General features: G+C 75.1%; 16 protein-coding genes. 7 read left to right on the top strand and 9 right to left on the bottom strand.

Going from position 1 to position 16,542, the window contains the following annotated elements; translation table 11 throughout:
• Positions 1–6 precede the first annotated feature (6 nt).
• The 5 genes from purL to purM all read left to right on the top strand — a co-directional run bounded on the left by purL (position 7) and on the right by purM (position 7,790).
• The gene (purL, locus tag H6H00_RS06140; protein ID WP_255425602.1) at positions 7–2,316 is read left to right on the top strand and encodes a phosphoribosylformylglycinamidine synthase subunit PurL; all 2,310 of its coding nucleotides are present in this window, start codon (positions 7–9) and stop codon (positions 2,314–2,316) included.
• Positions 2,317–2,368: 52 nt separating this feature from the next.
• Positions 2,369–2,716, top strand: a complete 348-nt coding sequence (locus tag H6H00_RS06135; protein ID WP_185720367.1) for a sterol carrier family protein — start codon at positions 2,369–2,371, stop codon at positions 2,714–2,716.
• Between the two features lie 130 nt (positions 2,717–2,846).
• Positions 2,847–5,036, top strand: coding sequence for a putative bifunctional diguanylate cyclase/phosphodiesterase (locus H6H00_RS06130; RefSeq protein WP_185720366.1), 2,190 nt, complete (start codon positions 2,847–2,849; stop codon positions 5,034–5,036).
• 27 nt (positions 5,037–5,063) lie between these two features.
• Positions 5,064–6,659 carry an amidophosphoribosyltransferase gene (gene purF, locus H6H00_RS06125; RefSeq protein WP_185720365.1) on the top strand — a complete coding sequence of 532 codons (1,596 nt, stop codon included), beginning with the start codon at positions 5,064–5,066 and terminating at the stop codon, positions 6,657–6,659.
• Positions 6,660–6,716: 57 nt separating this feature from the next.
• Positions 6,717–7,790 carry a phosphoribosylformylglycinamidine cyclo-ligase gene (gene purM / locus H6H00_RS06120; RefSeq protein ID WP_185720364.1) on the top strand — a complete coding sequence of 358 codons (1,074 nt, stop codon included), beginning with the start codon at positions 6,717–6,719 and terminating at the stop codon, positions 7,788–7,790.
• A 264-nt stretch (positions 7,791–8,054) separates the two neighbouring features.
• Here purM and H6H00_RS06115 read toward each other — a convergent pair whose 3' ends face one another.
• The 4 genes from H6H00_RS06115 to H6H00_RS06100 all read right to left on the bottom strand — a co-directional run bounded on the left by H6H00_RS06115 (position 8,055) and on the right by H6H00_RS06100 (position 11,076).
• Positions 8,055–8,246: a DUF3073 domain-containing protein gene (locus H6H00_RS06115; RefSeq protein ID WP_185720363.1), complete on the bottom strand. Its 192-nt coding sequence runs from the start codon at positions 8,244–8,246 to the stop codon at positions 8,055–8,057.
• Between the two features lie 62 nt (positions 8,247–8,308).
• The gene (locus tag H6H00_RS06110) at positions 8,309–9,556 is read right to left on the bottom strand and encodes an MFS transporter (RefSeq protein ID WP_255425601.1); all 1,248 of its coding nucleotides are present in this window, start codon (positions 9,554–9,556) and stop codon (positions 8,309–8,311) included.
• Positions 9,557–9,616: 60 nt separating this feature from the next.
• Positions 9,617–10,699 (bottom strand): CAF17-like 4Fe-4S cluster assembly/insertion protein YgfZ, encoded by a 1,083-nt coding sequence (ygfZ, locus tag H6H00_RS06105; protein WP_185720362.1) that lies wholly within the window; start codon positions 10,697–10,699, stop codon positions 9,617–9,619.
• Positions 10,696–11,076: a Fur family transcriptional regulator gene (locus H6H00_RS06100; protein WP_185722201.1), complete on the bottom strand. Its 381-nt coding sequence runs from the start codon at positions 11,074–11,076 to the stop codon at positions 10,696–10,698. Before H6H00_RS06100 ends, ygfZ begins: the two co-directional genes overlap by 4 nt.
• A 252-nt stretch (positions 11,077–11,328) precedes the next feature.
• Here H6H00_RS06100 and H6H00_RS06095 point away from each other — a divergent pair, with 252 nt between their 5' ends.
• Both H6H00_RS06095 and H6H00_RS06090 read left to right on the top strand, forming a co-directional pair.
• Entirely contained in the window at positions 11,329–13,170 is a 1,842-nt protein-coding gene (locus tag H6H00_RS06095; protein WP_185720361.1) for a hypothetical protein, read from the top strand.
• Between the two features lie 45 nt (positions 13,171–13,215).
• On the top strand, positions 13,216–13,962 hold the full coding sequence (locus H6H00_RS06090) for a hypothetical protein (protein WP_185720360.1): 747 nt from the start codon (positions 13,216–13,218) through the stop codon (positions 13,960–13,962).
• 30 nt (positions 13,963–13,992) lie between these two features.
• Here the strand turns inward: H6H00_RS06090 and H6H00_RS06085 are convergent, their stop codons facing one another.
• The 5 genes from H6H00_RS06085 to H6H00_RS06070 all read right to left on the bottom strand — a co-directional run bounded on the left by H6H00_RS06085 (position 13,993) and on the right by H6H00_RS06070 (position 16,440).
• On the bottom strand, positions 13,993–14,586 hold the full coding sequence (locus H6H00_RS06085; RefSeq protein WP_255425809.1) for a heme-binding beta-barrel domain-containing protein: 594 nt from the start codon (positions 14,584–14,586) through the stop codon (positions 13,993–13,995).
• Between the two features lie 29 nt (positions 14,587–14,615).
• On the bottom strand, positions 14,616–14,744 hold the full coding sequence (locus H6H00_RS32170; RefSeq protein ID WP_255425600.1) for a hypothetical protein: 129 nt from the start codon (positions 14,742–14,744) through the stop codon (positions 14,616–14,618).
• Between the two features lie 105 nt (positions 14,745–14,849).
• Positions 14,850–15,149 carry a DUF1416 domain-containing protein gene (locus tag H6H00_RS06080; protein ID WP_185720358.1) on the bottom strand — a complete coding sequence of 100 codons (300 nt, stop codon included), beginning with the start codon at positions 15,147–15,149 and terminating at the stop codon, positions 14,850–14,852.
• A complete protein-coding gene (locus H6H00_RS06075) occupies positions 15,149–15,994 on the bottom strand; it encodes a sulfurtransferase (RefSeq protein ID WP_185720357.1) in 846 nt (281 codons plus the stop codon). The genes H6H00_RS06080 and H6H00_RS06075 overlap by 1 nt, the downstream gene beginning before the upstream one ends.
• A complete protein-coding gene (locus H6H00_RS06070) occupies positions 15,991–16,440 on the bottom strand; it encodes a DUF4395 domain-containing protein (protein WP_185720356.1) in 450 nt (149 codons plus the stop codon). Before H6H00_RS06070 ends, H6H00_RS06075 begins: the two co-directional genes overlap by 4 nt.
• Between the last annotated feature and the right edge of the window lie 102 nt (positions 16,441–16,542).

Here is a 16,542-nt window from a genome sequence, read left to right as displayed (position 1 = left end):
GCAGCCGTGGCCGCCTCCCCCGCCCTGCCCTCCGACGACGTGGTTCCCGCCGTCGACACCGTCGCCCGCGCCGCCGCCTCCCCTGACCAGCCGCAGCCCCACCGCGAGCTGGGCCTCAAGGACGGCGAGTACGCCCGCATCCGCTCGATCCTCGGCCGCCGCCCCACCGACGCCGAGCTGGCGATGTACTCGGTGATGTGGAGCGAGCACTGCTCGTACAAGTCCTCGAAGGTGCACCTGGCGTACTTCGGGGAGAGGACGACCCCGGCGATGAAGCAGAAGATGCTGGCCGGGATCGGCGAGAACGCGGGCGTCGTCGACATCGGTGACGGGTGGGCCGTCACGTTCAAGGTCGAGTCGCACAACCACCCGTCCTACGTGGAGCCGTTCCAGGGCGCGGCCACCGGCGTGGGCGGGATCGTCCGCGACATCATGGCGATGGGCGCGCGCCCGATCGCCGTCGCCGACCCCCTGCGCTTCGGCCCGGCCGACGCCCCCGACACCAAGCGGGTGCTGCCCGGGGTCGTCGCCGGCGTCGGCACCTACGGCAACTCCCTCGGCCTGCCCAACATCGGCGGCGAGGTCGTCTTCGACGCGGGCTACGCGGGCAACCCGCTGGTCAACGCGCTGTGCGTCGGTGCGATGCGCACCGAGGACCTGCACCTGGCGTTCGCCTCGGGCACCGGCAACCTGATCGTCCTGTTCGGCGCCCGCACCGGCCTCGACGGCATCGGCGGCGTCTCCGTGCTGGCGAGCGAGACCTTCAGCAGCGACACGGGCCGCAAGAAGCTCCCCGCGGTGCAGGTGGGCGACCCGTTCACCGAGAAGGTGCTCATCGAGTGCTGCCTGGAGCTGTACCACGCGGGGCTCGTCGTCGGGATCCAGGACCTGGGCGGTGCGGGCCTGTCGTGCGCCACGTCCGAGCTGGCCAGCGCGGGCGACGGCGGCATGCGCATCGACCTCGACGCCGTCCCGTTGCGGGCCTCCGGTATGACGGCCGCGGAGATCCTGTCCAGCGAGTCGCAGGAGCGCATGTGCGCCGTCGTGCGCCCCCAGGACGTCGACGCGTTCCTCGCGGTCTGCGCGAAGTGGGACGTGCTCGCGAACGTCATCGGCGAGGTCGTCGACGGCGGGCGGCTGGTGATCACCTGGCGGGGGGAGACGGTCGTCGACGTCCCGCCGCGGACCGTCGCCCACGACGGCCCGGTCTACCACCGCCCGGTGCAGCGCGGCCCCGGCCAGGACGCGCTGGTCGCCGACGTCCCGGACCGGCTGCGCCGCCCGTCCGGCCCCGTCGAGCTGCGCGCGGAGATCCTGCGGATGGCTGCCAGCCCGAACCTGTGCAGCCGGGCGTGGGTCACCGACCAGTACGACCGCTACGTCCGCGGCAACACCACGAGCGCCCAGCCGGCCGACGCGGGCATGGTCCGCGTCGACGAGGTCACCGGCCGCGGCATCGCCGTCGCCACCGACTGCAACGCCCGGTTCGTCGCGCTGGACCCGTACGTCGGCGCGCAGCTCGCGCTCGCCGAGGCCTACCGCAACGTCGCCACCTCGGGGGCGGTGCCGCTCGCCGTCAGCGACTGCCTGAACTTCGGCTCGCCCGAGGACCCGCACGTCATGTGGCAGTTCGAGCAGGCCGTCCGCGGCATCGCCGACGGCTGCGCGCTCCTGGGCATCCCGGTGACCGGCGGCAACGTCAGCTTCTACAACCAGACCGGCGACCGCGCGATCCTGCCGACGCCGGTGATCGGCGTGCTCGGCGTCATCGACGACGTGGCACGCCGGGTGCCGTCCGGGTTCGTCCGCGACGGCGACACGATCGTGCTGCTCGGCGACACCCGCGACGAGCTCGGCGGCAGCGAGTGGGCGCACCACGTGCACGGGCACCTCGGTGGCCGCCCGCCCGTCGTCGACCTGTCCGCGGAGCACCGCCTCGCCGGGCTGCTGGCGGCGTCGGCGGCGCGCGGGCTGGTCACCGGCTCCCACGACCTCTCCGACGGGGGCCTCGCGCAGGCGCTGGTCGAGGCCTGCCTGGTGGGGGGCCGCGGCGCGCGGGTCACCCTCCCGACGCCCGACGCCTTCGTCGGGCTGTTCTCGGAGTCGGCGGGCCGCGTGCTGGTCACGGTGGCCCCGGAGCGGGCCGAGGAGCTGTTCACGGCCGCGTCCGCCGCGCAGGTCCCGGCCCGGCTCCTCGGGGTGACCGGTGGGTCGGCGCTGGCCGTCGACGCGCTCGAGCCGCTCCCGCTGACCGCGCTGCGCACGGCCTGGGAGGGCACCCTGCCGGCCCTGTTCGACCACCCGGTCTCCGGGTGAGCGCCGGGCCGGCGACCTGGCCGATCGGTCAGGTCACGGGCCGGGAACCGGCGTGACCGGCGATCCCGGCCCGGACGCGGTCCTGGCCTGGCTCGACGGGGGGCCCGAGCCGGAGCGTCCCGTCCTGCGTGCGGCGGTCAAGGAGAGCCTCGCGGCTCTGGTGGCCGCATCACCCGGTCGGAGCGTGGAGGTCCGGATCCCGCCGTTCGGAGCCGCGCAGTGCGTCCCCGGACCGCGACACACCCGGGGTACTCCGCCGAACGTGGTCGAGTCCGACGCCCGCACTTGGCTCGCGCTGGTGACGGGCCGCCTGAGCTGGGAGGATGCGGTTGCCACGGGTGACCTGCGTGCATCGGGCGGCCGATCGGGTGACGTGGCGGCGCTGCTCCCACTGGTCTGAACGGCGGATTCTTCACCATCAGGCGATCTGACGAACCAAAACCGCACGTACTGGCGTAAGTACTAAGCGATACGGAGAATCACGCCGTCCGGGGGACCGCCCCGAGCAGACGGGTGACAGGAGGCGCCGGATGGTCGCAGCACGCAGCGGCACCGGTGTCCCGCGCGCCCGCACTACGACGTCAGGGCCGGGATCGGGGACCGCCGCGAACGGGCCGGCGCTGCACCGCCTCGCCGCGCGCTGGGCCGAGATCGCGCCCGTCGCGGACCCGACCCTCGCCGCCCGCCTGGCCACCCTGCTCCGCCGGCTCGCCACCACGCTGGCCGCCGAGCCGTTCTGGTCGATGGCCGCCCGCGACATCGGCGCCGACCTGCTCACGAGCGGGCTGTGCGGGCCACCCGCCGACGTCGCCCAGGCCGCGGAGGAGGTGCTGCCCGCCACGCTGCGGCTGCTGCGCGAGTCCGGCCCGGCGGTGCTGGGCTCCGGCGGCCCGGACGCGGGGGACCGCCTGGCCGCGGCCCTCGACGAGCTGACCACCGGGTTCACCGGGGCGCTGCGCGACCGGGCGGTCGCCGAGCAGGCCGAGCTGCTCACCAGCACCGTGCGGGCCCAGGCCGGCGTCGTGCGGGAGCTGTCGCTGAGCGCGAGCCACTACCGCACCGTCTACACGCAGGGCGCCGTCGGGATCGGCATCGTCGGCCTCGACGGGTTCGTCGTCGACCTGAACCCGGCGCTGCGCACGATGTTCGGGATCGCCGGGCCGCTCGACCAGCCGCGGCCGGTCACCGACTTCGTGCACCCCGACGACGTGGCCGACGTCGTCGACCGGTTCAAGCGGCTGCACCGCGGCGAACCGGACGTGATGCGCATGGAGCTGCGCTTCGTCCGGCCCGACGGGCTCGTGCTGTTCACCGACGTGGTGGCCTCGCTGGTCCGCCATCAGAACGGGTCGCCCGCGCACCTGATCGCCGTCGTCGAGGACCAGTCCGAGCGCACCCGGCTGCGGCTGCGCCTGCAGCGCGCCGCCTACCACGACCAGCTCACGCAGCTGCCCAACCGCTCGCTCACCGAGCAGTGGGTGCACCGCGCGTTCGAGTCGGGCGGCCCCGAGCACGTCGGCGTCTGCTCCCTCGACCTCGACGGGCTCACCCGTGTCAACGACGGGCTCGGGCATCAGGTCGGGGACCAGGTCCTGCTGGCCGTGGCCGCCCGGCTGCAGATGGCCGCGGGCGAGCACCTGGTCACCCGCACCGGCGGCGACGAGTTCGCGGTGCTGGTGGCCGACCCCGAGGGGCTCGCCGAGGTCTGCCGGATCGCCGACCGCATCCTGGAGGCCTTCGCCACCCCGTTCCTGGTGAGCGGGCACACGCTGACGGTCTCGGCGAGCATCGGCGTGGCCGTGGCCCCGACGGCGGTCGCGTGCCCGGAGGAGCTGATGCGGGCCGCCGACGTCGCTCTGAACTGGGCCAAGTCGCGCGGCGGCGCGCGCAGGGTGGTGTTCGACCCCGAGCGGGACGCGGGGGAGTCCGCCCGCTACGCGCTGCTCACGGGGCTGCCCCGGGCCATCGAGCGCGGTGAGTTCCGGCTGGTCTACCAGCCGCTGGTGGGGCTCGGCGAGGATCCGCGGATGCGCGGGGTGGAGGCGCTGGTCCGCTGGCAGCACCCCGTGCAGGGCCTGCTCGGCCCGGGCCGGTTCATCGAGCTGGCCGAGCACAGCGGCGCGATCGTGCCGCTGGGGCACTGGATCCTGCACACCGCGTGCGAGCAGGCGGCGTCCTGGCACCGCGAGCTCGGTGCGGACGCGCCGTTCGTCAGCGTGAACGTCTCGCCGGTGCAGCTCGCGGAGCCCGACTTCGTCCGCATCGTCATCTCGGTCCTGCGGGCCACCGGGCTGCCCGCCCGGCTGCTGCAGCTGGAGATCACCGAACAGGCCGTGCTCGGCGACGAGGCCGCGGCGCTGGAGGCGCTGCTCGCCCTGCGCGCCGCAGGCGTCCGCCTCGCGCTCGACGACTTCGGCACCGGCTACTCCAGCCTGGTCTGGCTGCGGCGCCTCCCGGTGCACGCGCTGAAGATCGACGGGTCGTTCATCGACGGCCTGCGCCACCCCGACCCCGACACCGTCGACTCGGCCATCGTCGGCTCGCTGGTCGGGATGGCGCACGCGCTCGGGCTGGAGGTCACCGCGGAGTGGGTCGAGACCGACCTGCAGGCGGAGCGGCTCGCCGCGCTCGGGTGCGACGTGGGCCAGGGACGGTGGTTCGGTGACGCCGGTCCCGCCGAGTGGGTTCCGGACCTCCTGCGGCGTAGCATCGCGTCCTGAACGGTCGTCGATCCTGGGGAGCGCGCGTTGGGTGCCACCACCCGCACGGAGTCCGATCCGACCGACGACGAGCCCCGCGAGGAGTGCGGTGTCTTCGGCGCCTGGGCGCCGGGCGAGGACGTCGCCAAGCTCGCCTACTACGGCCTGTACGCCCTGCAGCACCGCGGCCAGGAGGCCGCCGGCATCGCCGTGTCCGACGGGCGCCGGATGGTCGTGTTCAAGGACCTGGGCCTGGTCAGCCAGGTGTTCGACGAGCAGATCCTCAGCTCGCTCAAGGGCCACATCGCCATCGGGCACTGCCGCTACTCCACCACCGGGTCCACCACCTGGGAGAACGCGCAGCCGACGTTCCGCACCACGGCCACCGGCAGCGGCATCGCGCTGGGCCACAACGGCAACCTGGTCAACACCGCCGAGCTGCGCGACGAGGTGGCCGGGCTCGTCGAGGCCCCGGCGTCGAACCGCTCCCGGATGCAGGCCAGCACCGACTCCGACCTGATCGCCGAACTGATGGCCGACTCGGCCGCCGACCTGGGGGTGGAGGAGGCCGCGATGCGGCTGTTCCCCCGCCTGCGCGGGGCGTTCTGCCTGGTCTTCGGCGACGAGAACACCCTCTACGCGGCGCGCGACCGGCACGGCGTCCACCCGCTGGTCCTCGGCCGCCTCGACCGCGGCTGGGTCGTGGCCAGCGAGACCGCGGCGCTCGACATCGTCGGCGCCTCGATGGTCCGCGAGGTGGAGCCCGGCGAGCTGATCGCGATCGACGCCGACGGCATCCGCAGCTCCCGCTTCGCCGCGCCCGAGCCCAAGGGCTGCGTCTTCGAGTACGTCTACCTGGCCCGCCCGGACACCACGATCTCCGGGCGCTCGGTGCACGCCACCCGCGTCGACATCGGACGGCGCCTGGCCGAGGAGCACCCCGTCGAGGCCGACCTGGTGATCCCGACGCCGGAGTCCGGCACCCCCGCGGCCATCGGCTACGCGCAGGCGTCCGGCATCCCCTACGGCCAGGGCCTGGTCAAGAACGCCTACGTCGGGCGCACGTTCATCCAGCCCAGCCAGACCATCCGCCAGCTCGGCATCCGGCTCAAGCTCAACCCGCTGCGTGAGGTCATCCGCGGCAAGCGGCTCGTCGTGGTCGACGACTCGATCGTGCGGGGCAACACCCAGCGCGCGCTGGTGCGGATGCTGCGCGAGGCCGGGGCGCTCGAGGTGCACGTGCGCATCGCGTCGCCGCCGGTGCGCTGGCCGTGCTTCTACGGCATCGACTTCGCCACCCGTGCCGAGCTGGTCGCCAGCGGCATCGACACCGAGGGCGTCCGCCGCTCGATCGGGGCCGACACGCTGGGCTACGTCTCCCTCGAGGGTCTGATCGCCGCCAGCGAGCAGCCCCGGACCCGGCTCTGCTCCGCCTGCTTCGACGGCGAGTACCCGATCCCGCTGCCCGAGGAGGCGCGGCTGGGCAAGCACCTGCTGGAGCCCGTAGCGGTGTCCGACGTACCGGGACCCGACGTCTCGGGGGCCGCGTCGGGCGACGCCGGGCCGCTGCGCGGCGCTCCGGCGGAGCGGACACCGGCGCTGCCCGTCGGCTACGGTGCTTCGGGCGCGCTCGAGCGCCCCTGATCCTGCGCGCCTCCCCGACCCACACCGCGCCCACGGGTGCCGAGAGCGAGAACGAGCATGCCGACCGACCTGCCCGGAGCCAGTTACGCCGCCGCAGGGGTGGACATCGAGGCCGGGGAACGGGCCGTCGACGCCCTGCGGCCGTACGCGGAGAAGGCGAACCGGCCCGAGGTGCTCGGCGGGATCGGCGGCTTCGCGGGCCTGTTCGCGCTCAAGATCGGCAAGTACACCGAGCCGGTGCTCGCGGCGTCCACCGACGGCGTCGGCACCAAGGTCGCGATCGCGCAGGCGATGGACAAGCACGACACCATCGGGCTCGACCTGGTCGCGATGGTCGTCGACGACCTCGTGGTCTGCGGCGCGGAGCCGTTGTTCATGCAGGACTACATCGCCGTCGGCAAGCTCGTCCCGGAGCAGGTCGCGTCCGTCGTCAAGGGGATCGCGGAGGGCTGCCAGCAGGCGGGCTGCGCCCTGCTGGGCGGCGAGACCGCGGAGCACCCGGGGCTGATGGAGGTCGGCGGGTACGACATCTCCGGCACCGGGGTCGGGATCGTCGAGGCCGAGCGGATGCTGCGGCCCGACCGGGTCCGGCCCGGTGACGTCCTCGTCGCGCTCGGGGCGTCCGGCCTGCACTCCAACGGCTACTCGCTGGCCCGGCACGTGCTGCTGACCATCGCGCGGATGTCGCTGGAGGGCCACGTCGAGGAGTTCGGCCACACCCTCGGCGAGGAGCTGCTCGTCCCCACCCGCATCTACGCCCGCGACTGCCTCGCCCTCGCCGCCGAGACCGGCGTGCACACCTTCGCGCACATCACCGGTGGTGGGCTGGGCCGCAACCTCGAGCGCGTGCTGCCCGACGGGCTCAGCGCCGTCGTCGAGCGCAACACCTGGACCCCGCAGCCGATCTTCAACCTCATCGCCTCCCGGGGCCGCGTGGAGCGCGCCGAGATGGAGAAGACGTTCAACATGGGCGTCGGGATGGTGGCGGTGCTCCCCGCCGACGACGTCGACCGGGCCCTCGCGGTGCTGACGGCCCGGCACGTGCCCGCGTGGGTCCTCGGCGGCGTCTCGCGCACCGAGGACGCGTCGGCGCCCCGCGTCGCGCTCCGGGGCGACCACCCGCGGTTCTGACGCCCGCGCGACCCGGCTCGCCCGTTCCGGGTGGGCCGGCGGTCGAGCGCGCCCGCCACCGGTCCGGCCCGCACGGCCGCCGCTGCACCGGGGTGCCCACGTCGAGCCGTGGTCACCGTGCCGGCGTGGTCACCGCGCCGTCGTCAGCGGGCACGTCGAAGAGAACCGGTGCACCTGCGTCGGTGCGACCCGTCGACCGTGCCGTCGGACACGGGGCGACCCGTGTCCGACCGCTGCGCTCGGGTGCTCAGGAAGGCGAGCCGGTCAACGCCGGTGGTCGTCGTCCCTGTCGGACTCGGGGGCGTAGGGGTCGTACTCGTCCTCCGCCTCCGTGTCGTGGAGCACCGTCCCACTACCGATCTCGCGCTGCAGCGCGTCGAGATCCATCGTGGGGGAGCTGTACTTGAGCTCTCGGGCCACCTTCGTCTGCTTGGCCTTGGCTCGTCCGCGCCCCATGGCTGGTCCCCCTTACAACAGGGAAGGGGCGGCCGGATGTCTCGGCGGCCCCATTCATGTCATCAGTGTCCTGGCACCACCGTACCGTGCCCACGCCCGGACGTGCGACGTGGCACCGCCGGTGTCACGTCGCCTGCGTCACCCGGCTCCCGGAGGCCGCGCAGCGTCAGGAGTGCTAGTGCGGCGGCGACGGTGCCCAGTGCGAGCATCGCGGGCCAGCCGGCCGCCTGCGCGACGAGCCCGCCGACGACGGGGGTGGCGGCCGCGCCGACGTAGTTGGCGGTGTTCGAGACCGCCATCGCCGTCGCCGCCCGGCCCGGCGGCGCCAGCTCGCCCGCCGCGGTGAACACGAGCCCGTTCCAGCTGATCGCGAGCGCGGCGGCCGGGACGAGCACCGCGGCGAGCAGGACGACCGGCCCCGGCTGCAGCAGCGCGGCCGCCCCGAACCCGAGCGCGACGGCCACCGCGACGATCCGCAGCGGCCGCAGCCTGCTGCCGGCGCGGTCCGACCAGAACCCGTTGCCGAGGCGTCCGGCGGCACCGAGCACCTGCGTGAGCGCGAGGAGGCCCCCCGCCGCGGCCAGGGGCATCCCGCTGCCCGTGTGCAGGACCTCGACGAGGAAGACCGACCCGAGGAACTGGGGGACGACCAGCAGCAGCCCGGCCAGGCTCAGCCGCTGCAGCCTGCGGTCGGCGAGGACGTCGCTCATCCGTCCCGCGGGCCGGGCGCGGCGGGCCGGGGCGTCCGGGGGCTCCCGGACGAACGCGGCCACCGCCGCCGCCGCGATCAGGCAGATGGCCGCGAGCACGAGGAACACCGCGGGCACCCCGCCCGCACCCGCGACGGCCGGGAGGGCGACCGCGGCGAGCGCGGCCCCGACCGGCACCGACGTCTGCCGCACCGCCATGGCCAGGCCGCGGCTGCGCGCCGGGAACCAGGTCATGACCGCCCGCCCGCTCGCGGCGTTGACGGAGGCCCCCGACGCGCCCGTCAGCATGAGCAGGGCGCCCGCGGCGAGGGGGTGCGCCACGAGCGACGTGGCCCCGAGCGCGGCGGCCGACCCCACGAGCCCGATCGTCATCACGCCGCGCTCGCCGAACCGGTCCGCCGCCGCGCCCCACGGGATCAGCGTCGGGACGAGCCCGACCGAGATCGCCCCGATCAGCAGCCCGACGCCGGCGAGGTCGAGGTCGAAGTGCGCCCGCAGGGCCGGGGTGACGGCGGCGAGCCCGAGGAAGTAGGCCGCGGTGGCGGCCTGGGCGGCGGTGCCGACGGCGAGCACCACCCAGCGGTAACGGGGTGCGTCCACCCGCCGGACGCTACGCCCGGTTCTCGCGATCCGGGAGCACGCTCCCGCACTGTGGGACGGTCAGCGGCGGAGGCCGCCCTGGGCCGCGCGGCCGGGGGGCGGCGTGCCGTCCTCGGGGGGCACCGAGTCCGGGTCGATGCGCGCCGGGGCGGCTCGCTCGTCCTCGCCCGCGACGAGTTCCGCATCGACCGCCACCGAGCGCTTGACCAGCGCCAGCGCCACCGGGCCCAGCTCGTGGTGCTGCACGACCGTGCCCACCCGTCCGACGGGCCGCCCGCCGAGCGTGACGGGGGCGCCGGGCTCCGGCAGGTGCTCGTCGCCCGCGTCGAGGTGCAGGAGCACGAGCCGCCGGGGCGGCCGGCCGAGGTTGGCGACGCGCGCGACCGTCTCCTGGCCGCGGTAGCAGCCCTTGGTCAGGTGCACGGCCTCGCCGATCCAGCCGACCTCGTGCGGGATCGTGCGCTCGTCGGTGTCGAGGCCCAGCCGCGGACGGCCGGACTCCACCCGCAGCGCCTCGAACGCCATCGTCCCGGCCTCGTGGGCGCCTGCGGCGGTGAGCCGGGCCCACCAGGTGTCCTGCTCCGCGCGGGGCACCAGCAGGTCGGCCGCGTCGACGCCGGGCCACGGCATCCGGCGCACGACGCCGCCGCCGGGCAGGGCGAGCGCGCCGTGCGGCCGGTCGGGGACCGGGACGCCCGCCGCGCCGAGCACGGCCGCGGTGTCGGGCCCGACGACGCTGAGCACCGCGAGCTCCGCCGTGGCGTCGCGCGGCTCCACCTTCGACCAGAAGACCATCTTGGTGAGGTAGTCGAGCAGTTCGGGGACGTCGCCGGGCTCGGTGTCGAGGTAGACCGTCTCGCCGGCGTGGGCCACGACCATGTGGTGCAGCACGCGGCCGTTGAGGTCCAGGATCAGCGTCTCGGTGCCGGTGTCGGCGGGGAGCTCGCTGACATGCTGGGTGAGCAGCAGGTGCAGCCAGCTCAGGCGGTCCTCGCCGGTCACCGTGATCACGCCGCGGTGGCTCCGGTCCACCACCGTCGCCGACCGGGCCATCCGCCGCTGCTCGGCCAGCGGGTCGCCGCGGTGGGCCGGTACGGCCGAGTCGCGGTCGGGGGCGTCGGGCGTCAGCTCGGTGCCGGTCATGCGTCCTCCGCCGTTCCCGCGCAGTCGCTGCAGCGGCCGGACAGCGCGACGTGGGTGACGTCGAGCTCGAACCCGGACAGCGCCTGCAGCTGGGACGCCAGCCCGTTCATCAGATCGGAGGGAGTTTCGACGACCGCCCCGCACTCGTGGCACACGAGGTGGACGTGCTGGTGCTCCTGCTCGGAGTAGTTCGGTGCACCGTGCCCGAGGTGCGTGTGCCGGACCACGCCGAGCTTCTCCAGCAGGTCCAGCGTGCGGTAGATGGTGGTGATGTTGACCGCCGGTGCGACCTTCTGCACCTGCGTGCAGATCTGTTCCGGGGTGGCGTGCCCGAGTTCACGGACCGCGTCGAGGACCAGCTGCCGCTGCGGGGTCATCCGGAGCCCGCGACGGTGCAGCGTGCTCTTCAGGTTCTCCGGTCCGCCGGCGGCGTCGTGCCGCTCACCTGCGGTGTCGAGCCGGGTCGAGGTGTCCACCGCGTCGATGGTAGGCCGCCGCCGCTCGCACCGCGGCTGCCTGTCCCGTTCCGCCTCGGTATGCTGCGAAAGGGTGAACGGCCGGGATCGGGCGAAACGACCCCCCTACCCTCGGCGGAATGCACGGTGACGGCACGCACGGGAGGGCTAGCGATGACGACTGACGCGGGGGTGCCCGGCGCTCCACGCTTCGACGTCGTGCTGCGCGGATACGACCGGCGCCAGGTCGACGAGCACGTCGACCGGCTGCAGCGGGTGCTCGCCCGGATGCGGGCCGACCTGGAGGTCGCGCGCAGTCAGCCGATGCCCGCCGTCACGCCGGGCCAGCCCGCCCGGCCGCGCCCGACCCCGCGTCCCCGGCCCGGTGGCCCGGCGGAGAACCCCGACACCATCGGCACGTTCACCGACCGCATGGAGAGCATCCTCGCGTCCGCCGAGGAGGAGGCCGCGGAGATCCGCCGCAACGCCCACCTCGCGGCCCGCGCCGAGACCGACGGCGTCCGGGCGCAGGTGGCCGACCTGATCCGCCAGCGCGACGCCGTGCTGGCCGAGCTCACGCGGATGCGGTCGCAGTTGGAGGGCCTGCTGGCGGCGCCCACCGCGCAGATGCCGGCTCGTGAGTCCAGCCGGTACCCGGTGGGCCGCCACGACCTCGACGGCCCGCGCCCGTCCGACCAGCGCGCTCCTGACGGCCACTGGTCCGCCGAGGTCCCGCGCCCCGGTGACGGCCCGCGGCCCGAGCGGCGTCCCGGCACCGGCCCCGTCCCGCAGGTCGGGCGCCCGGCCCCCGCGCCCGCCGACGGCGGCCACCGGGCTCCCGCGGGCGCTCCGCAGCCCCCTCGTCCGGCCCCCTCGCCGGAGAAGGCCCCCGCGGCCGCGGCCGCCGACGCCCCGGACGGCTCGCCGTCGGGCGCCTCCTCCACCACCGCCCTGCCCTCCGGTGCCACGGCCGCGGCCGACCGCCGCGCCGCGGCCGCCGCGTCGGGCGACCCGGGCCGCCCGTCGCCCGCCTCCGGTCGCACCGCGTCCGCGTCGTCGGCGTCCCCGGCCCCGTCGTCCGGCGGTGCGCACTCGGGCTCCGCGTCCTCGGGTGGCTCGTCGTCGGGCGGCTCCCAGCCCGGCGGGTCGGCCCCGCACACGTCGAGCCCGAGCACGCCGACGTCGGGCGGCGCGCCGTCCGGTGGCCCGCGCACGGCCGGTCCGCAGGTCGCGTCGTCGCAGGTCGGCCCGGGGCAGTCGGGTTCGGCGCAGTCGGTTTTCCCGCAGGCGGGTTCGGCCCAGGCGGGTTCGGCGCAGGCGGGTTCGCCGTCCCAGGGCTCGGTGCAGGGTCCCGGTGCGCGCACCGGCACCTCCGGGTCCGGCGGGGCGCACGTCAGCTCGGCGCAGGCCGAGGGATCGTCCTCCGCGGGTGCGCGCGCCGGCTCTACGCCGTCGGCCGGCTCGCACGCCGCGGCGCCGTCCGGTTCAGCGCAGTCCGGCCCGTCGACGTCCGGTTCAGCACAGTCCGGCACCCCGCAGTCCGGCGGCTCGCCCGCGGCGGCCCAGCCGGTCCGCGCGGCGCAGGCGGGCGCCTCCACGCCGGGCACCGGGAGCGGCGCGCCCGCCGATGCGGTCACGGCGAAGGAGAAGCTGCCCGTCCGCGAGTCGGGCAAGGCCGCCCACCGGCTCCCCACCGGCGCGTACCCGGCGGTCGGCGAGAACTCGTCGATGCGCCCGCGCAGCGAGCCGGAGCCCGAGCCCGCCGACCTGTTCCGTCCGGCCCGGTCGGCGGAGCCGCAGACCACCGCCGTGCCGCACGACACGACCGACGCCGGCGAGCGCACCTCGGTCGTGCGACGTCCGGGACCCACCCCGGCCGACCCGACCACCGCCGTCGCGACGGTCCGGCCGGACGAGCCGACCCTGCTCTCGCCGCCGCCCGCCGCTGGGCGTCCGGAGCAGGGTGACGGGTCGAACGGCAGCACCCGCTCGACGTCGCCGTCACGCTCCGCGTGAGCCCGGTTGCGCGCTGTTACGCCGAACGGCGTACGGTGCGCAACCATGCAGCTGGCCCTGACGCCTGAGGTGCTGGTCCCGGTCGGTGCGGGGGCCCTGTTCCTCGCTCTCGCCCTGCTCGTCGTCGTGCTCGTGGTCCGGCGGCGCAGGCGCACCCGGGCGCTGGGCCGTCCGACGGTGGCCGACGCGGTCCGCGAGACCGGGTCCGCGCCGCAGGCCGACCTCCCCGCCGAGAGCCCCGACGCCGACCCCGTCGAGTCCGACCCCCCCGGCGCCCACCGCCCCGACACCGAGCCCGCCGCGGCCGGGGAGCAGGCCGACCGCGCCGAGCTCGACCCCGCCGACCGGGTGGGGTCCGGGCGCACCGTCGCCGCCGCCGTCGCCCAGGCCCTCGCGGTCCGCGAGGCGCGGGCCAGGGTCGCGGCCGCCGACGCACCGCCCGCCGAGCCGCCGCCGTCCGACGAGCCCGCGGAGCAGGCCCCCGTGCCCGACGCCGCCTGGTCGGCTCCCGAGCAGCCGGTGCCGTCCGAGCGGGGCGACGCCCGCGACCGCCTGCTCGCCGTCCTGCTGGACGACCCGGTGCGGGCCGTCGGGGCCACCGTCGAGCTGGACGCCTGCCGCCGCCAGCTCGACCGGCTGACCGACGCCGTCCGGCACGAGCGCGAGACGCTGCGCTCGGTGCTCACCCGCCTGGCCGACGCGGGCCTGGCCCCCGACCAGCTGGCCCGCCTCTCCGGCCTGTCCGACGACGAGCTGCGCGGGCTGCTGTCCGCCCGCGTCGGGGTCGGCTGACGCCGCGCACGACCCGCGCGCGGGCCGGGCTCAGCCGGCGATGCGGCTGAGCCGGGCCGAGATGTGCGGCTGCAGGGGCTGGCCCATCATGGCGCGCTCGTCGACGTAGGCGAGGTCGCCGCCCTCGACGAGCCCGTAGAGCCGGTGGGAGGCCTGCACGTCCTGGGCGGTCGGGGTGCGGACGACGGCGTCGGTCCGGATCTCCCACGAGCGCAGGTCGAGCGCGCGGCCGTAGAATAGCTCGGAGATGCCGGTGGCGTGGGTGATGAGGACCTCCAGGTCCCCGCCCTCCTGCGGCCGCCAGAAGCCGGTCTCGCGCGCGGCGGGGCGGATGACCTGCCCGTCGTCGTCGAGCAGCCAGGCGCGCGCCTCGTAGGACAGGAACGGGCGTCCGTCGTGGGCGAACACGAGCTGCTGGCCGAAGGCGTACGGGCCGTCGATCGTCGGGTAGACGACCTCGCCCGCCCCGCGCCACACCCCGACGAGCGGCAGCAGGCCCAGGCACTGCTGGTGCAGGTCGGGCCCCTCGCGCAGGTTGGCGGTGTCGTCGGGGACCGGCAGGTCCTCGAAGCGCGGGCGGTTGCGCCGGGGCGAGTCGGGAGCGGCGTTGGCCGGGCCGGTGATGGTGCCCGGGAACTCCTCCTCGGGCCCGCTCACGACGTGGGCTCCGCGTGCTCGGCGGTGAGGGGTTCGGTGGTGAACAGCCGGCGGAGCAGGTAGCCGGTGTAGGCCACCGTGCCCCCGCTGGCCGCGATCAACAAGCCGGTGAAGAACCAGTGCACGGGGAGGACCCTAGTCCTGCCCCGTCCGGCCCCGGATGGCAGGAAAGCCACCTCGCCGCAACGAGACGGCGGCGAGGTGGCCTTCCTGCAACGGCGACGGGCCGGTCAGCCCACCGCCACCTGCGTCTGGTGCAGTCCCGGGGCGTCGGCCGTCAGGACCGCCTCGCCGTTGCCGCTGCGGCTCAGCGCGCGCAGCGTCCAGGTGCCGGGGGCGGCGAAGAAGCGGAAGTCGCCGCTCGCGCTCGCCACGACCTCGGCGGTGAACTCGCCGGTGCCGTCGAGCAGCCGGACGAACGCGCCGCCGACGGGCTCGCCGCCGGCCACGACCCGCCCGACGAGCACGGTCTCCTTGGTGAGGTCGGTGCCCGCGGGCAGCGAGACCGCCTGGTCAGGGGCGCCGCACATCAGGAGGCCTTGCCCGAGCCGAGCTCGATCGGCACGCCGATGAGCGAGCCGTACTCGGTCCAGCTGCCGTCGTAGTTCTTGACGTCGCCGTGGCCGAGCAGCTCGTGCAGCACGACCCAGGTGTGGGAGCTGCGCTCGCCGATGCGGCAGTAGGCGATGGTGGAGCGGGAGCCGTCGAAGCCCTCGTCGCCGTAGAGCTTGGCCAGGTCCTCGTCGGACTTGAACGTGCCGTCCTCGTTGGCCGCCTTGCTCCACGGGATGTTGATGGCGCCGGGGATGTGGCCGGGGCGCTGGCTCTGCTCCTGCGGCAGGTGGGCCGGCGCGAGGATCTTGCCGGAGAACTCGTCGGGCGAGCGGACGTCGACGAGGTTCTTGGTGCCGATCGCCTCGACGACCTCGTCGCGGAACGCGCGGATCGAGGTGTCGGCCGGCTTCGCGGTGTAGGTGGTGGCGGGGCGGGCGACCTCGTCGGTGGTGAGCGGGCGGCCGTCGAGCTCCCACTTCTTGCGCCCGCCGTCGAGCAGCTTGACGTCGGCGTGCCCGTAGAGCTTGAACTGCCAGTAGGCGTAGGCGGCGAACCAGTTGTTGTTGCCGCCGTAGAGCACCACCGTGTCGTCGTTGGAGACGCCCTTGGCCGAGAGCAGCGCTCCGAACTGGTCGGCGTCGACGATGTCGCGGCGCACGGTGTCCTGCAGCTCCGTGGTCCAGTTGATCTTCACCGCCCCGTCCAGGTGGCCGCCGTCGTAGGCGGCGGTGTCCTCGTCGATCTCGAGGAACACGATCCCGTCGGTGCCGAGGTTCTTCTCGGCCCAATCGGCGGTGACGAGGACGTCCTCGCGGCTCATGCTGTGGCTCCCTGCTGGTTGCGGTTCGGGCGGAATCGTTGGATCAGGCCGTACATCTCGCAGCCGAGGCAGAAGCCGAAGGCGGCGTTGAGGAACGCGGCGACGAGGGCGAACGCGGTGGCGACGACGCCGAGCGCGGTGAGCCCGGTGAGGTAGCCGACCGTGCCGACGGCGGCGAAGACGAACCCGACGAGCTGGGAGAACCGCACGGGGGCGGCGTCCTCGCGCTCGGTGGGCGGGTTCAGGCGGGGCGCGACGAGCGTGCGGAAGATCAGCGGGTACGGCGCGAAGCGCGGCCCGGCGAACGCGGCGAGCGCGAACACCACGGTCTGCGCGGCCAGCAGCCAGCCGCTGCCGCTGAGCAGCACGATCGCGAGCACGACGGTGGTGAGCGCCGCGGCGAAGCGGACGCCGCGCGGATCGAGCTGGGGGTCCGATGCGGACACGGGGGTACTCCTGAGACGAGCGGGGTGAACGGAGGCGGGTCGCTCAGGAGGCGTGACACAGGCAGCTGCCCACGCGGCACAGGTCCACTGCGCGGCGACGGG

Source organism: Pseudonocardia petroleophila, assembly GCF_014235185.1.
GTDB lineage: Bacteria > Actinomycetota > Actinomycetes > Mycobacteriales > Pseudonocardiaceae > Pseudonocardia > Pseudonocardia petroleophila.
The sequence above is the reverse complement of the archived record's forward strand: the minus strand, read 5'-3'. Positions and strand labels throughout refer to the sequence as shown.